We start from the raw sequence: 14,771 nt of genomic DNA, 5'->3' as shown, positions 1-14,771 counted from the left end.
TCACTACGAGTCCTCATGTATCGCGGCTTCTTCGGCACGGGCCTCGAATCTGACCATCATCGCCTTGAATCCTGGGGTGTTCGATTCCCTGGCCACCAGGCCCCGGTGGGTCAGCGCATTGGCCTCCGGGTAATAGGCTGCGACGCAGCCTCGCGCCGTCGGATAGGCGACGAGGTGGAACCGCTCAGCGCGGCGCTCCTCACCCTGGAACACCGAGACCACGTCCACCAGATCCCGGTCCGCGAAGCCGGTCGCCGCCAGATCCTCAGGATGGATCAGGATGACGCGGCGCCCTCCGGAGATCCCCCGATACCTGTCGTCGAGGCCGTAGAAGGTGGTGTTGTACTGATCGTGGGAGCGCATGGTCTGCAGCACCAGGTGACCCTCCGGCGGGTCCAGATACTCCAGCTCCCGCACGGTGAACCCTGCCTTGCCATCGGCGGTGGCGAAGGAACGGTGATCGCGCGGTGGATTCGGCAGCACGAAACCCTGCTTGTCGCGGACCCGGCGATTGAAGTCCTCGGTGCCCTCCACGACCCGGGAGGCGTGATCACGGATCACGTCATAGTCCTCAGCCATCGCCTGCCAGTCGACCACGTGGTCCGGGCCGAAGATCGCTTGGGCCATGCGGGCGATGATGACGGGCTCGGCGAGCAGGTGATCGGAGACCGGTTCGAGCCGTCCCCGGGTGGAGCTGACCACTGACATGGAGTTCTCCACCGAGAGGAACTGGGGGCCGCCGGGATGCTTGTCATCTCGATCCGAGCGTCCCAGCGTGGGCAGGATGATCGAGGTCTCCCCATGCACCACATGGGACCGATTGGGTTTGGTCGAGATGTGCACGGTGAGCCCGGTCCGTTTCAACCCAGCCTCCATCACCGCGGTGTCGGAGTTGGCCGCGGCGAGGTTCCCGCCCATGGAGACGAAGACATCGACCTCTCCTGCATGCATCGCGGACATCCCGTCGGTGGAGTCATAGCCGTGCGCGCGCGGCGACGCGATGCCGAACTCGGCGTCGAGCCTGGCGAGGAAGGGCTCGGTGGGGCGCTCCCAGATGCCGAACGTCCGGTCGCCCTGGACGTTGGAGTGTCCGCGCACCGGGCAGGCGCCGGCGCCTGGCTTCCCGAAGTTCCCCTGCAGCAGCAGGAGGTTGACGATCTCCTTGATCGTGTCCACCGAATGCGGCTGCTGGGTCAGGCCCAGGGCCCAGCAGAAGATGGTGGCCTTCGAGGCCGCCATGAGATCGGCGATGTGGTCGATCTCGGTGCGCGCCAGGCCCGTGGCCTTCTCGATCTCGGCCCAGTCGATGGTGCTCCGGGCCGCCGCGTAGTCCTGGTACCCCTTGGTCCGGGATTCGATGAACTCGCGGTCCACCACGGAACCGGGATCGGCGGCCTCACGCTGCAGCAGCAGGTGCCCGAGCGCCTGGAAGAGCGCCTGGTCTCCTCCCACTTTGATCTGCAGGAACTCATCGCTGATCCGGTCCCCGTCCCCCACCATTCCCTTGACGGTCTGCGGGTCCTTGAACCGCATCAGCCCGGCCTCCGGCAGCGGGTTGACCGCCACCACCTTGCCCCCGTTCTTCCGCGCCTGGGCGAGAGAGCCGAGCATGCGCGGATGGTTCGTGCCGGGGTTCTGACCGACGACGAAGATGAGCTCGGAGTGCTCGAGGTCCTGCAGCGAGACGGTCCCCTTGCCGATCCCGATCGTGGGATTCAGCGCCGTCCCGGAGGACTCATGACACATGTTGGAGCAGTCGGGCAGGTTGTTGGTCCCCAGGCAGCGCGCGAGGAGCTGATAGAGGAAGGCGGTCTCATTGGCCGTGCGGCCCGAGGTGTAGAACATGCAGCGCTCCGGCGTCGTCGCGCGCACATGCTCGCCGATGGTCTCGAAGGCCTCGGACCAGCTGATCGGCCGGTAGTGGGTCTCCCCCGCGCGAATCGCCATGGGGTGGGTGATTCTGCCCGACTGGCCCAGCCAGTATTCGGTCTTGGTCTCGAGCTCCGCGATGGAATGCTCGGCCCACCACTCGGGGGTCACGATCCTTGTGGTGGATTCCTCGGCGATCGCCTTGGCCCCGTTCTCGCAGAACTCCACCGGTTTGCGCGGCCCCTCGGTCGGCTCCGGCCAGGCGCAGCCGGGGCAGTCCATGCCGCCGGACTGGTTGACCCGGTACATCGAGCGCACCGTGCGCGAGAGGCCACCCTGGGCGAGGCCGCGGGCGAAGGAGACCTCCACTGCCTTCATCCCGGCAGCATGGGGCTTGGGGTCGTGGACCTCGAGGTCCGCCTCGTCGATGTCCTTGAACGCCACGCGGCGTCCCCGGACGGAGCCGTCCTGAACGGTGTCCCTGCGCTTCTTGGTCATGACGTCAGATCCTCTGTTCGGCGAGCTGTTCCACGTGGACTCGTTCAGGGTGGGTGTAGAGGTTGATCGAGCCGCCCCGGGAGAACCCGGCAAGTGTGAGCGCCGAACGCTCAGCGAGGTCGGCTGCCAACGACGACGGCGCCCCGACCGCCGCGAGCATCTCGATGCCCGCAAGGGCTGCCTTCTGCACGAGTTCGAAGGAGGCCCGCCCGGAGACCTGCAGGACGGTGCCGCTCAGCGGAAGCCGCTCCTGGGTCAGCGCCCAGCCGACCACCTTGTCCACCGCGTTGTGACGTCCCACGTCCTCGCGCAGGCACAGCAGCGTGCCCTGAGCATCGAAGAGGGCCGCGGCGTGGACCCCGCCGGTCTTGCGGAACACCTGTTGTTCGGTGCGCATGAGCTCGGGCAGCCGCAGCAGGGTCGCGGCGTCGATGCGCAGCTGCGCGGGACCCCGAGCGGGCAGGGTCTTCTCCACCGCGTCGATGGAGGTCGTCCCGCAGATGCCACAGGCCGAGGTGGTGAGCACGTTGCGGGCCTGCAGCCGGGTGGCCAGGGGCACTGGGGTGTCCAGCTCGGCGTCGATCACGTTGTAGGTCTGATTTCCGAGCTCATCGGTGCCGGCGCAGTAGCGCAGGCTGCGCAGGTCCTCCCGTGTGGAGATGATTCCTTCGGCCACCAGAAAGCCTGCGGCGAGCTCGAAGTCGTGCCCGGGGGTTCGCATGGTCACGGTGAAGGATTCTCCGCCCAGGCGCAGCTCCAGGGGCTCTTCCACCGCCAGCTGATCCACCTTGGTGACGCTGCCCTCAGCTCGGATCGTGGTCACCCGTCGGCGTTGTGTGAGTCGACCCATCAGTGTCCTCCCCTTCGCTGTCCCGGCACGTCCAGACCCTCAAGCACCTCTCTCGGGTCCGCGCCGCCGCGAGTCACGATGGCCAGCGCATCCGCGTCGGCCAGTCCCCGCATCATATGGGAGCTGCTGTGCTCCAGCGGCACCGCACCCTCCGGTCTGATCCGGACGGGGAGCAGACGCACCCCGTGGTCAGCACCGTGGATCCGCGCACCGGCCGTGAGGCTCAGCGTACGCGTCCGCTCGGTCTCCGGAACACCCCTGAGCGCGCCGATCAGCGGTGTTCCCACTGCTGCCAGCGCGGCGAACCCTGCCAGCGGATTGCCGGGCAGACCCAGCAGATGCACGGTCCCGGCGGAGCCCTGGAGTCGGGCAACCACCGTGGGATGACCGGGTCGCATGTCCACCGAATCCGTGATCAGCTCGGCACCCAGGCGTCGCAGGGCCGGGCGCAGCGAGTCAGCGCGGGAATGCGAGGTGCCCCCGCTGGTGATGATCAGCTCCGTCGCGCCGGCCTCGAGCAGCTGTGCAAGCTCGCGGGCCAGCGCCTCGTGATCGTCCCCGAGCCGTGTCGAGGCCACGGAGGCGGCCCCTATCTCGGTGAGCATCCCCGGCAGCGCGAGTCCGAAGACATCGCGCACCTGGCCGCCGGAGGGGATGCCGCTGGTGATGACCTCTTCTCCGGTGAGGACCAGGTGGACCCTGGGACGCGGGACCACTGCGAGTCGATCGCGACCGGCCACGGCCGCGATGGCGGCGCGCGCCGGGGTCAGCAGGGTGCCGGCCGAGAGCACCTGGGTCCCCGCGGGACATTCGGTGCCGACGGGCCGGATGTTGCGACGAGGCGCGGTGTCGGGAGTCGCGGCGGCGGCGCGAAGGAGTCGTCCGTCGAGGATTCCATGCTCGCTGCGCAGCACCGAGACGGTCCCCTGCGGCACGGGAGAGCCGGTGACCACTTCGGCCGCCTCACCGGGTTCCAGCGGCGCGAGCTGCTGGACCGGACTGTGCACAGCCTCGGCCCGCAGCGTCCAACCGGCGGGCGCCTGGTTGTTCTGCAGAGGAGCCGCAAGCGCCCAGCCGTCCATCGCCGAGGTCGCCACATGGGGCACATCCTGGGCGGCGTGGACCGGCTCCGCGAGAATGTGTCCCGCGGCCTGTTCCAGGGGCACGGTCACCGCGGCCAGCGGGTCTACGGAGGCGGCGCGCGACCGCGCCTCGTTGAAGCTCAGCATGCGCGTCTTCCTGCCGAAGGCCTCCGCACAGGGGACGGTCTCAGCCTCCGCTGGTCCACAGCCATCTGCGTCGCGTTCAGCCCACCGCTCCGGACCGACGCTGAAGAAGCTGGGACGCGACGTTCGAGGCGGCTCGGGAAGCGGTGGCGAAGTCGGCCTGACCGGTGGCCTCGGCGAGCCCGGCGACGTAGCCGACGAGGTAGGTCGTCACGGGTGCCGCGGGGCGGACCACGGTGTGGGCCGCCTCCCCTGCCAGGGCCAGGATCGCGTCGACGTCGATCTGCACGCCGTCGATCTCCAGGTGGTGGGCAAGTTCTCTGACCCAGAGCTCGATGGACTCCCGGGTGTGGTCCTCTTCTTCTGTCATCCTGCCTTCTGTCATGCCAGCTCCTTCGCCGATGCGCAGACGGTTCGTGGTTCGTTCCAGAATCTCACAGCATCAACGCCCGGCCGCACCTGGGAGGTCGATCCCCCACCGCAGGGCATCCTCCACCGTGTCGATATCGGCGCCGAGCTCCGCCGGGATCACCGGGCGCACCAGCGTTCCGACGCCGTCGAACCCGTCCAGCAGTGTGCGGGCCCGGGCGTTCGCGAGTCCCGCCGGGCCCAGCTCCTGCGCGCGCCACTGCAGCCAGGCGGTGGGCACAGCCATACACAGATACTGGTCTCGCCCTGATTCGTCCCTGGGAAGCACAGCATCGGCGGCGGTCGCCGCACCCAGCTGGGCCAGGAGCCACTCGAGCACCGGTCCGGGCGAGACCAGGTCCACTGCCAGGACCAGCGTCGCACTCGGGCCCTCCCCGAGCTGGCCGCTGTGCTGCAGGGCGCGGGCTCCCGCCAGGATCCCCGCGGCCGGACCGGAGAATGCCGGTTCCTCCTGGACCAGATCCACTCCCTCGCGCACCTGAGCTCGCAGATGCACGGGTCCGACGACGGCGGTGCGGATCTTCCGCAACTCCAGTTCCTCCAACCACCGACTCAGCAGTGTGCTGCCCCCGCGCATGAGCAGCGCCTTGTCCTCGCCGCCCAGGCGACTGCCGGTGCCGCCCGCGAGCAGGACCGCCTGCAGGACGGGTTCAACAGGCGCGGGCATGACTCAGGAAGGGCATCCACACATCGCGCGGCGCATCGAGTTCCACCGGCATCCAGACGTGGTGCGGCGGTGCCTGCGGAGTGATGGTGAGCGTCCAGCCCAGCTCGTCGAGAGTCTTGCTTCCTTTGCGTGCGTTGCAGGCGCCGCAGCAGGCCACCAGGTTCTCCCAGCTGGAGTCCCCGCCGCGGGCGCGAGGGATGACATGGTCCACGGTCGCGGCCGGTCGCGAGCAGTAGGTGCACAGGCGACCGTCGCGACGCAGGATGCTCCTTCGCGAGGGGGCTGCGGGCGCGTGGCGAGACACTCGCACGTAGTGATGGAGCAGGATCACCGCCGGTCGGGGCACCATCAGAGTGGGCGTCGTGATGGGAATGCGGTCCTCGGCCAGCACGCTGGCCTTGCCGCGCATGACCAATACAGCGGCGCGACGCGACGTGACCACGCTCAGAGGCTCGTAGCCTGCATTGAGCACCAGTGTGCGCATATCGGGGCTCCCGTGCGTTCACCCCTGCTCGGGAAGCCGGGCCGCCGCGTCGCGGGGTTCGGCACGTCTCTCACAGGGTTCAACAGCTGTCCTGCTCTGCCTGTACAGGCTCAATATAGACGCTGGGGCAGGGAACAGAAAAAACCGCAGGGCGCGATCCCTGATGGGATCGCGCCCTGCGGCCGAGGTTTGTTCAGTGCTGACGCGTCAGTTGGCGCTCAGGTACATGGTGTTGGACCAGTACGGGGAGTTCAGGGAGTACTGCACCGTGCCCACGCGGGGGTTGTTCGCGCCGATGAGCTGACCGTTGCCCACGTAGATGGCGGCGTGGCTGCCACCGTTCTGGATGACGATGTCGCCCGGTGAGGGGGAGGAGACCTGCCGCATGGAGCCCATCATGGCGTAGGTGCTGCGGGGCACGGAGACACCGGCCTGGGCGTAGGCCCAGTTGATGAATCCCGAGCAGTCCCAGCCGCTGGTGCTGCTGCCGCCGTAGGAGTAGGGGTTGCCGAGGCCTGCATACGCTGCGCCGACGACCGAGCCGTTGCCGCCGCTGGAGGCTGGTGCTTCGGTCTGTGCCGGCTCGGAGGAGGCGACCTGGGTGTTGCCCGTGGCCTGCTGACCGGTGTCGGCCTGCTGTGCCTGCTGCTGAGCGGCCTGCTGCGTCTGCGCCTGCTCGGCGGGGGCTTCCTGCTCGACCTGCGGGGAGGCGGGAACCACTGCGGCAGCCTCTTCGACGACTGGCTCCGGTTCCGGCTCGGGCTCTGGTGCAGGAGTGGAGGTGACGACCGGGCGGTCGAAGGAGAGCTCAACCTCACGGGAGGCCGTCACGGCAACCGAGGAGGTGTTGCTGGCGCGCTCCACGCTGAGACCAGTTGCTGCGACCTCAAGGGTGGTGACCTCGGGGGTCTCGACGTTGGTGGATGCGTTGGCGGCGACTCCGGAGGTGATCACCAGGCCCGAAGCTGCCACGGCAACCGCGGCGCCTCGTCCCACGGTGCCGGCGTTGGATGCCACGGCCTGAGCCAGTGAAGGCTTGGCCTGGCGGCGCCGGTCACGGCGTGAGACGAAAGTCATGTTGTCAGTCACTTCTTGGAAACCTCTCCCTGTAAGTTGCGGGACCGCCTTCGTGAAGTGCAAGCCGGGAAGCTCACCATCTTCAGGTCTAGATTGACCGCGGTGCTCCGCACCCTGCCTAGCGGTAGTTTTTTCAAACGGCCCCGGTCAGCGGCAGGAGGAGATCTGACTGGAGGAGCTTGCGACATCGGACAGCGGCCGCGAGCACGAGTACGACGGTATAACAGATCGATAAAATTGTCACGCTCAGGTCACGGTCAGTGGAGAAATGCCTGGCGTTGAGGTTCTCACGTCACCCTTCAGGCCCCCGCTGATCTCTTGGACGGCCTATAAAACCCCTGATCAGCGCGCCTTGACGCTATTCTGACAAGATCTCGAGAGAGATCACGACCTCCCGATATTTTTGTGATCTTCTGCGTCATCGGCCGTGACATCCCCGCAATCAGGAGCCATTCAGCGGGCACTCAGCCGGCGAGGATCTCCGCCACGAAGATGTGCTGGGCGACCTCCAGCGGCAGCTCGACCTCGAAGGGGGGCTCCGCAGAAGGCGCGACCTCGAGCATCACGTGAGCCTGGTTCAGACCCCGCAGTCGCAGAGCTCCGCCGGGGCGCAGACCAGCCTCGAGGAGCTGCTCCAGCACCTCGGGCTCCATCTGGATGGACTCCGCCAGACGCTTCACCTGCCACTGGGCTCCTGATGTGCCGTCGGGGTCGGTCTCGGCCGCCTGCCGCAGTGTGATTCTCGTGGGTGTGGGCTGGACCGCCGGGAGCACCACGCCGAGCTCCTCCAGTCCGGGGATCGGGTTGCCGTAGGGCGATTCCACCGGGGACTGCAGAATCTCGACGAGTCGACGTTCCACCCGCTCGCTCATCACGTGTTCCCAGCGGCAGGCCTCTTCATGGATATAGGGCCATTCCAGGCCGATGACATCGGAGAGCAGACGTTCGGCCAGCCGGTGCTTGCGCATCACCTGCACGGCGAGCCCCCGCCCCGACTCGGTCAGCTGGAGTCGCCGATCGGCGGTGAGCACGAGCAGACCGTCTCGTTCCATGCGTGCAACGGTCTGGGACACCGTGGGCCCTGAATGCTCGAGGCGCTCTGCGATCCTGGCGCGCAGCGGGACGATCTCCTCCTCCTCGAGATCGAGGATGGTGCGCAGATACATCTCGGTGGTGTCGATCAGATCGGTCACGTATGACTCTCTCTCTTGCGCCGCGCCTTGGTAACCTGGGCCCGGCGCTGTTCGTCCTGGTGGAAGCAGCTGCTGTACAGCATAGATCGGCACCTGAGCGCCCCGGCAATGGTGCTGAACCTGTTGTGCCCGCCCGACCACCGGAGGCCCCGGCCCCTCGTCCGATCGCCACCAGCAACTCTGCCCTATATATAGGAGTCTCCATGTCTGAGCAGCGCATCACCATCCCCCGAGAAATGCTGCCCCAGGACGGCCGCTTCGGCGCCGGGCCCTCGAAGGTGCGCGCAGCCCAGATCGAGGCACTCTCCGCGGCGGGGATGAAACTGTTGGGGACCTCTCACCGGCAGGCGCCAGTGAAGAACCTGGTCGCAGAGGTCCGCGAGGGGCTGCACCAGTTCTTCGGCGCTCCGGATGGGTACGAGCTGATCCTCGGCGTCGGTGGCTCCACCGCGTTCTGGGACATCGCCTCGTTCTGCCTGGTCCAGCAGAAGGCTCAGCATCTCGCCTTCGGCGAGTTCGGCTCGAAGTTCGCCCAGGCCACTGACAAGGCCCCCTTCCTTCAGCGTTCCAGCATCCTCAGCGCGGAACCTGGGACACTGCCCAGCCCGGCAGCCGAAGCTGGTGTGGACGCCTACGCGTGGCCGCACAACGAGACCTCCACGGGTGTTGCAGCGCCGGTGAAGCGAGTGCCCGGCGCTGACGGGGGCGCGCTGGTCCTGGTCGACGGCACCTCCGCCGCCGGCGGACTCCCGGTGGACGTCACCGAGACCGACGCCTATTACTTCGGGCCGCAGAAGAACTTCGCCTCCGACGGCGGGCTGTGGCTGGCGATGATGTCCCCGGCCGCCATCGAACGGGCCGAGCAGCTCGAGACCGAGCGCTGGGTGCCGGACTTCCTGCAGCTGACCACCGCGATCGAGAACTCACGGAAGAACCAGACCTACAACACTCCTGCGCTGGCCACGCTGGTCACGCTCAACGAACAGGTCCGCTGGCTCAATGGCAACGGTGGCATGGACTTCGCCGCGACCCGCACGGCGGATTCCGCCGGACGGGTGTATGCCTGGGCGGAGGCCCATGAGCTGGCTCAGCCCTTCGTCACCGACCCGGCCGAACGCTCGAATGTGATCACCACGGTGGACTTCGCCGACGAGGTCGACGCCGCTGATCTCGCCACAACGCTGCGGGCCAACGGCATCGTCGATGTCGAGCCCTATCGCAAGCTTGGCCGCAATCAGCTGCGGATCGCCACCTTCAGCGCCATCGACCCGGAGGACGTCACGCGGCTGTTGAACTGCATCGACCACGTGCTGGGTCACTGAGGTAGAGGGGCGCTGAAGTGCAGGGTCGCTGAGCAGCACCCCAGCGGGGCTGCCGTCGCACCCACGGACAGGGCCGGCGACTCAGTCCTCGGCGGACTCCTGCTCGACCCGGTGAGCTTCCTTCTCCTCGTCGTTCATACGTTCAACCCAGGGCACCCACTCCGGGGCGATCAGGGCGTCCTCCCCGGGGAGCAGGCCCAGCTCGCAGACGGTGACCTTCTTGGCGCGCGGAGCGCGGGCCACGGTGACGAACCACTCCCAGCCGCGGTAGCCAGGCTTCTGCGCGGCGAAGCGGTGAGTGAGCAGACGGTCCGCCTCGGCGCTGATGCTCAGGTGCGGACCGATCTGCGAGTCCTCGGTGATCTCGGCGAGCGCCTCGCGGGCCAGGTCGACCGCCTCGGCAAGGGTCGGGTCAGCCTTCGGCTTCGCGGCGCGGCGTGGTCGCGATGCGGGCTCGGTGATGGTGTTCTCAGTCATGCTCAGGCATCAAACTCGTCGGCCACACGGCGCAGCATGGCGGCGATCTTCTTGGACTGCGCCGTCTGCGGGTAGTGCCCGTTGCGCAGCTGACCGGTGGAGTTGTCCAGCACGTTCACCAGGTCCTGAACAAGCTCTGCCATCTCCTCGGCAGGCTTGCGCGAGGCCCGGGCCACCGAGGGCGCCTCTTCAAGCAGCCGCACAGACAGCGCCTGCTTGCCGCGACGTCCATCGGCTATGCCGTACTCCATGCGCGCACCGGCCTTGACGCTGGGGACTCCCGCGGGCAGGGCGGAGGAGTGCAGGAACACTTCCTGACCGTCGTCTGACGTCAGGAAGCCGAAGCCCTTCTCGGCGTCGAACCACTTCACTTTCCCGGTTGGCACGGTGCTCTTACCTCATGAATCGTTGGAGATGGGTACTGATGATCAAGGCCTCCAGAGTACCGCCGTCGGCGCCCGAGCCAGAACCCGCGCGCTAGAATCGACCCATGTCCACTTCCACCAGCGCGTCCCTGAGCGGTGAGAGCCCGCGCGCCGCCTCCCGAGCACCAGCGGTGCTGCTGTGGTCCGGCACGGTGGTGGCCGGTGTGTCCGGCCTCGCGCTGGTGGCCATCCTGGTGATGTATTTCCTGCAGAACCAGCCTCATCCCGCGGTCTACGCCGTCGGCCTCTGGGGCCTGCCGCTGGGCTTCGTGCTGATGCTGGCGCACCTGATGCTCTCGGCGGGACGCCGTCGCCGCGGCCTCGGCTGAAGTGACGCTGCTGAACCTGGAATCCCTGCTCGACCGCCTCTCCCGCTGGGACGAGGATCAACTGGCGCGCCTGCTCTCACTCCGCCCGGATCTGCTGCACCAGGCTCCCGGGGACCTCACCGTGCTGGCGATCCGGATGAGCTCCGAGACCTCCATCCGCGCACACCTGCAGCGACTTGACGCTCCCGCGCTGCGCCTGCTGCGCACGCTGACCCGCAGTGCCGCTGCGCAGACCCCGACGCCGGCCCCCGAGGTAGATCCCGAGATCGCCGCCTCGTTGGAGACGGCCGGCCTCCTCTTCGCCGCGGAAGGTACCGCGACGGCTCCGGAGACGTCCTCCCGCTGGGGGACGCCGGCGCGGATGCCGCACATCCTGGATTCTCTTCAAGCCCAGCATCCACAGCTTCCCACCCTGCTCCAGGTGGAACCGCCGGAGCAGGAGACCGAGACGATCTCGGCGGCCATGGCGGAGAACGCCTCGCTCTCGGTGATCTCAGACCTCCTGGACGACGTCACAGAGCTGCTCGGCCTGCTCGCCCACACCCCCGCGGCCACGCTTCGCACGGGAGGAGTGGGGATGCGGGAGCTGCGCCGGATCGTCGCGCAGTCCACCCGGTGGGGTGCCACCACAGGCACCCGCCGCAGCGGCACCCTCGAGCCGGGTCTCGGCGCCTCGGTGGGCTCGGACGCGAGCGTCGGCGAGATCGGCTGGCTGCTGGAGCTGACGGCCAGCTGCGGGCTGATTGAGCTCAACGACTCCCAGGCGTGGGCGCCGGGCAGACTCGCGGAGCAGTGGAGCGCCGCAGCTCGCGAACACCAGCATCAGCTGCTGGTCTCCGGGTGGCTGATCGCTCCGCGAGCGCCGATGCTGCTGCGCGGCCCCCATCCCACCAGCAGGATCGCACCGACGCTGGCCCTGGATCGTCAGCGCGGGGACGCCGAGGCGCTGCGCCGGGTGCTGCTGCAGACCGCGCGTGACCTCATTCCTGACGCCGCGGCTCCTCGAGTGCTGCTCTACGCCCTGAACCTGCCCGAGGATGACCTCCCCGGCGCCGATGCCCTCCGCGGAGCATTGTTTCGACGCCTTGCCTGGGACCGGCCGCTGCTCAGCGCACGGGTCGGGCATCTGCTGCCATGGCTGGTGCGCGAGGCGGAACGGCTCGGGCTCTTCGCAGTGGGCACGCTGAGCGCGGCTGGCCAGGCGCTGCTCGACTCCGGTGGATCTGCCGACGCTCCGGAGGCTGCGACCTCGGGCACACCCTGGGCTGCGGGCCTGACGGGGCTCGCGCTGCAGCTGGGCCGCTCACTTCCCTCCCAGGTGGACACGATTCTGGTGCAGTCGGACCTGACCGCCATCGCGACCGGCTCGCTCTCGGCACCGAGCGCGACGGCGCTGAGCGACTTCGCCCAGCGTGAAGGTCACGGCGCCGTGCCCACCTTCCGCTTCAGCACGGAGTCGCTGCACCGCGGACTGGCCCGCGGATGGAGCGCGGCATCGATGCTCTCCTGGCTGCAGAAGCACAGTCTGACCCCGCTGCCGAGCTCACTGAGCACCCAGATCACCGATGCGGCCCGCAGCTGGCGCGGCGTACAGATCGCCCCGGCCGGTGCGTGGCTGAGGGTCACCGACGCCGAGCAGCGTGACGCTCTGATGAAGCACCCTGAGCTAAGCGGACTCGGGCTCCACGTGGTCGGCGAGGATGTGCTGATCTGCGAGGCCAGTCCCACCGCCCTTGAACAGGCACTGACCACTGCCGGGTTCAACAGTGCCCGCACGGCCAACGCGGCACCGGCGCAGAGCAGGGACTCCGGGGCGCCGATGCTCGGCTCCTCCCCTGAACATACGGCCTCCTGGTCCCTGGAGGCCTCCCCCTGGGAGCACTCCAGGGTCACCAGCCCGCATCTTGTCGCACCCGAGAGCGAGGAGGTTGCCACCGCGGCGGCCGCGCTTCACCGTGCGGGGCTGGCCGCGCCGTCGTCGGACTCCTCCGTCGCCTCAGATGTGATCGGCACGCTGCGCTCAGCGCTCGCCGCCCGGCGCTCCGTGACACTGACCCGCGTGTCTCCGCAGGGCAGCACCCACCACGTGACCGGAGTGCCCACCGCGATGAACGCCGGCAGAGTCCGCATCCGGGTGCGTGAGGATGAGGGCGAAGCCGTCGTGATGCTGCACCGCATCGCCGCCGTGGAAGAGTCAGGCATGCAACCCAGCCGCGAAGGAGAGAGATGACTGATGGACCGCTGATCGTCCAGTCGGACAAGACCGTCCTGCTGGAAGTCGATCACCCGCAGGCCGATGTGGCCCGCCGAGCCGTGGCCGCCTTCGCGGATCTGGAGCGCGCACCGGAGCACATCCACACCTACCGCATCACCCCGCTGGGACTCTGGAACGCGCGGGCTGCCGGGTTCGACGCCGAGTACGTGGTGGACACCCTGCTGAACCATTCCCGCTTCCCCGTCCCCCACTCGCTGCTGGTGGACATCGCGGAGACGATGAGCCGCTACGGGCGGCTGCGCCTGGAGAAGGACCCGGTCCATGGCCTGGTGCTGCGCAGCCAGGAGGAGGGGATCCTCAGCGAGGTGCTCCACGCCAAGACGCTGACCTCGCTGCTGGGACCCCAGATCGACGACACCACCGTCGCGGTGCACGGCCAGGCCCGTGGAGAGCTCAAGCAGCAGCTGCTGCGGCTGGGCTGGCCTGCGGAGGATCTGGCCGGTTTCGTCGACGGCACCGCGCATCCGATCGAGCTGTGCCAGGACGGCTGGGCGCTGCGCGGATATCAGCAGGAAGCCGTGGACAACTTCTGGCAGGCCGGCTCCGGAGTGGTGGTGCTGCCCTGCGGGGCGGGAAAGACCCTCGTCGGCGCCGCGGCCATGGCGACCTCCGGAACCATCACGCTGATCCTGGTCAACTCCACGGTCTCGGCCCGGCAGTGGAAGGCTGAGCTGATCAAGCGCACCTCACTGACCGAGGAGGAGATCGGAGAGTACTCCGGTGCACGCAAGGAGGTCCGTCCGGTCACGATCGCGACCTACCAGGTGCTGGCCTCGCGCAAGAACGAGCTCTTCACGCACCTGGAGCTGCTCAACGGACACGACTGGGGGCTGATCATCTACGACGAGGTCCACCTCCTGCCCGCCCCGATCTTCCGGATGACCGCTGACCTGCAGGCCCGCCGCCGGCTGGGACTGACCGCCACGCTGATCCGCGAGGATGGGCGCGAGCGAGAGGTCTTCTCGCTGATCGGCCCGAAGCGCTATGACACGCCCTGGAAGCAGATGGAGGCGCAGGGGTGGATCGCGCCGGCCACCTGCATCGAGGTCCGCACCGATCTTCCACGCGGGCTGCGCATGGACTACGCCGCAGCTCCGGACAAGGAGCGCCACCGCATCGCCGCCGGCGCCGAGGTCAAGGACGACGTCGTGGCGCGGCTGGTGAACAGGCACCGCTATCTCGGCGAGCAGGTGCTGGTGATCGGTCAGTTCGTTGAGCAGCTCGAGCGCCTCGGTGAACAGCTGGGGGCTCCGGTGCTGACCGGCTCGGCCTCGGTCGCCGCGCGGCAGAAGCAGTTCGATGCCTTCCGCGCGGGAGAGCTGGAGGTGCTCGTGGTCTCCAAGATCGCCAACTTCTCCATCGACCTGCCCCAGGCTTCGGTGGCGATCCAGGTCTCGGGGACCTTCGGCTCCCGGCAGGAGGAGGCTCAACGACTGGGCCGCCTGCTGCGGCCCGGCGAGACGGCCGAGGGAGAGGATCCCAAGCGCGCGCACTTCTACTCGGTGGTGACCCGGGACACCGTGGATATGGAGTACGCCGCGCGGCGGCAGCGGTTCCTCTCCGAGCAGGGCTACGGGTACTCGATCCTGGACGCAGAAGACATCGTGTGAGGCATCGCCGCCCTCGTTCGAGCCCAGACGAACACCATGC

14 protein-coding genes are annotated in these 14,771 nt (G+C 68.2%); 4 read left to right on the top strand and 10 right to left on the bottom strand.

Annotation, left to right across the window (positions count from 1 at the left end; all coding sequences use genetic code 11):
- Window positions 1-3 precede the first annotated feature (3 nt).
- From H4W26_RS10360 to H4W26_RS10325, 8 genes are all read right to left on the bottom strand, one after another.
- Window positions 4-2,367: an FdhF/YdeP family oxidoreductase gene (locus H4W26_RS10360; RefSeq protein ID WP_192592167.1), complete on the bottom strand. Its 2,364-nt coding sequence runs from the start codon at window positions 2,365-2,367 to the stop codon at window positions 4-6.
- 4 nt (window positions 2,368-2,371) lie between these two features.
- Entirely contained in the window at window positions 2,372-3,217 is an 846-nt protein-coding gene (gene fdhD / locus H4W26_RS10355; RefSeq protein WP_192592166.1) for a formate dehydrogenase accessory sulfurtransferase FdhD, read from the bottom strand.
- Window positions 3,217-4,446, bottom strand: coding sequence for a molybdopterin molybdotransferase MoeA (locus H4W26_RS10350; RefSeq protein WP_192592165.1), 1,230 nt, complete (start codon window positions 4,444-4,446; stop codon window positions 3,217-3,219). Before H4W26_RS10350 ends, fdhD begins: the two co-directional genes overlap by 1 nt.
- 76 nt (window positions 4,447-4,522) lie before the next feature.
- Complete coding sequence (locus tag H4W26_RS10345) at window positions 4,523-4,828, bottom strand: DUF6457 domain-containing protein (protein WP_225939998.1); 306 nt, start codon at window positions 4,826-4,828, stop codon at window positions 4,523-4,525.
- Window positions 4,829-4,885: 57 nt separating this feature from the next.
- Window positions 4,886-5,539: an NTP transferase domain-containing protein gene (locus H4W26_RS10340; RefSeq protein WP_192592164.1), complete on the bottom strand. Its 654-nt coding sequence runs from the start codon at window positions 5,537-5,539 to the stop codon at window positions 4,886-4,888.
- Window positions 5,523-6,023 (bottom strand): HNH endonuclease, encoded by a 501-nt coding sequence (locus tag H4W26_RS10335; RefSeq protein WP_192592163.1) that lies wholly within the window; start codon window positions 6,021-6,023, stop codon window positions 5,523-5,525. The genes H4W26_RS10340 and H4W26_RS10335 overlap by 17 nt, the downstream gene beginning before the upstream one ends.
- Window positions 6,024-6,230: 207 nt before the next feature.
- Complete coding sequence (locus H4W26_RS10330) at window positions 6,231-7,100, bottom strand: C40 family peptidase (RefSeq protein WP_225939997.1); 870 nt, start codon at window positions 7,098-7,100, stop codon at window positions 6,231-6,233.
- 464 nt (window positions 7,101-7,564) lie between these two features.
- Window positions 7,565-8,293, bottom strand: coding sequence for a metal-dependent transcriptional regulator (locus tag H4W26_RS10325; RefSeq protein WP_192592162.1), 729 nt, complete (start codon window positions 8,291-8,293; stop codon window positions 7,565-7,567).
- A gap of 203 nt (window positions 8,294-8,496) precedes the next feature.
- Between H4W26_RS10325 and serC the strand changes: the two genes are divergently transcribed.
- Window positions 8,497-9,615 carry a phosphoserine transaminase gene (gene serC / locus H4W26_RS10320; RefSeq protein WP_192592161.1) on the top strand — a complete coding sequence of 373 codons (1,119 nt, stop codon included), beginning with the start codon at window positions 8,497-8,499 and terminating at the stop codon, window positions 9,613-9,615.
- A gap of 81 nt (window positions 9,616-9,696) precedes the next feature.
- Here the strand turns inward: serC and H4W26_RS10315 are convergent, their stop codons facing one another.
- Together H4W26_RS10315 and H4W26_RS10310 are read right to left on the bottom strand one after the other, a co-directional pair.
- Window positions 9,697-10,092, bottom strand: a complete 396-nt coding sequence (locus tag H4W26_RS10315; protein WP_192592160.1) for a DUF3027 domain-containing protein — start codon at window positions 10,090-10,092, stop codon at window positions 9,697-9,699.
- A gap of 2 nt (window positions 10,093-10,094) precedes the next feature.
- The gene (locus H4W26_RS10310) at window positions 10,095-10,478 is read right to left on the bottom strand and encodes a cold-shock protein (RefSeq protein WP_192592159.1); all 384 of its coding nucleotides are present in this window, start codon (window positions 10,476-10,478) and stop codon (window positions 10,095-10,097) included.
- Window positions 10,479-10,582: 104 nt separating this feature from the next.
- Here H4W26_RS10310 and H4W26_RS10305 point away from each other — a divergent pair, with 104 nt between their 5' ends.
- Genes H4W26_RS10305 through H4W26_RS10295 form a run of 3 tightly spaced genes read left to right on the top strand, consistent with a single transcriptional unit; the run spans window position 10,583 to window position 14,731 of the window.
- Window positions 10,583-10,846 carry a cell division protein CrgA gene (locus H4W26_RS10305; protein WP_192592158.1) on the top strand — a complete coding sequence of 88 codons (264 nt, stop codon included), beginning with the start codon at window positions 10,583-10,585 and terminating at the stop codon, window positions 10,844-10,846.
- Between the two features lies 1 nt (window position 10,847).
- Window positions 10,848-13,076 carry a helicase-associated domain-containing protein gene (locus H4W26_RS10300; protein ID WP_192592157.1) on the top strand — a complete coding sequence of 743 codons (2,229 nt, stop codon included), beginning with the start codon at window positions 10,848-10,850 and terminating at the stop codon, window positions 13,074-13,076.
- The gene (locus tag H4W26_RS10295; protein ID WP_192592156.1) at window positions 13,073-14,731 is read left to right on the top strand and encodes a DNA repair helicase XPB; all 1,659 of its coding nucleotides are present in this window, start codon (window positions 13,073-13,075) and stop codon (window positions 14,729-14,731) included. Before H4W26_RS10300 ends, H4W26_RS10295 begins: the two co-directional genes overlap by 4 nt.
- Window positions 14,732-14,771 lie beyond the last annotated feature (40 nt).

It is taken from the genome of Nesterenkonia halotolerans, assembly GCF_014874065.1.
GTDB classification, from domain to species: Bacteria; Actinomycetota; Actinomycetes; order Actinomycetales; family Micrococcaceae; genus Nesterenkonia; species Nesterenkonia halotolerans.
This window is presented reverse-complemented; position numbering and strand designations above follow the sequence as displayed.

Coding starts and splice junctions, on each gene's coding strand:
- H4W26_RS10360 (WP_192592167.1), bottom strand. CDS start 2,367: ATGACCAAGAAGCGCAGGGACACCGTTCAGGACGGCTCCGTCCGGGGA.
- fdhD (WP_192592166.1), bottom strand. CDS start 3,217: ATGGGTCGACTCACACAACGCCGACGGGTGACCACGATCCGAGCTGAG.
- H4W26_RS10350 (WP_192592165.1), bottom strand. CDS start 4,446: ATGCTGAGCTTCAACGAGGCGCGGTCGCGCGCCGCCTCCGTAGACCCG.
- H4W26_RS10345 (WP_225939998.1), bottom strand. CDS start 4,828: ATGACAGAAGGCAGGATGACAGAAGAAGAGGACCACACCCGGGAGTCC.
- H4W26_RS10340 (WP_192592164.1), bottom strand. CDS start 5,539: ATGCCCGCGCCTGTTGAACCCGTCCTGCAGGCGGTCCTGCTCGCGGGC.
- H4W26_RS10335 (WP_192592163.1), bottom strand. CDS start 6,023: ATGCGCACACTGGTGCTCAATGCAGGCTACGAGCCTCTGAGCGTGGTC.
- H4W26_RS10330 (WP_225939997.1), bottom strand. CDS start 7,100: ATGACTTTCGTCTCACGCCGTGACCGGCGCCGCCAGGCCAAGCCTTCA.
- serC (WP_192592161.1), top strand. CDS start 8,497: ATGTCTGAGCAGCGCATCACCATCCCCCGAGAAATGCTGCCCCAGGAC.
- H4W26_RS10315 (WP_192592160.1), bottom strand. CDS start 10,092: ATGACTGAGAACACCATCACCGAGCCCGCATCGCGACCACGCCGCGCC.
- H4W26_RS10305 (WP_192592158.1), top strand. CDS start 10,583: ATGTCCACTTCCACCAGCGCGTCCCTGAGCGGTGAGAGCCCGCGCGCC.
- H4W26_RS10295 (WP_192592156.1), top strand. CDS start 13,073: ATGACTGATGGACCGCTGATCGTCCAGTCGGACAAGACCGTCCTGCTG.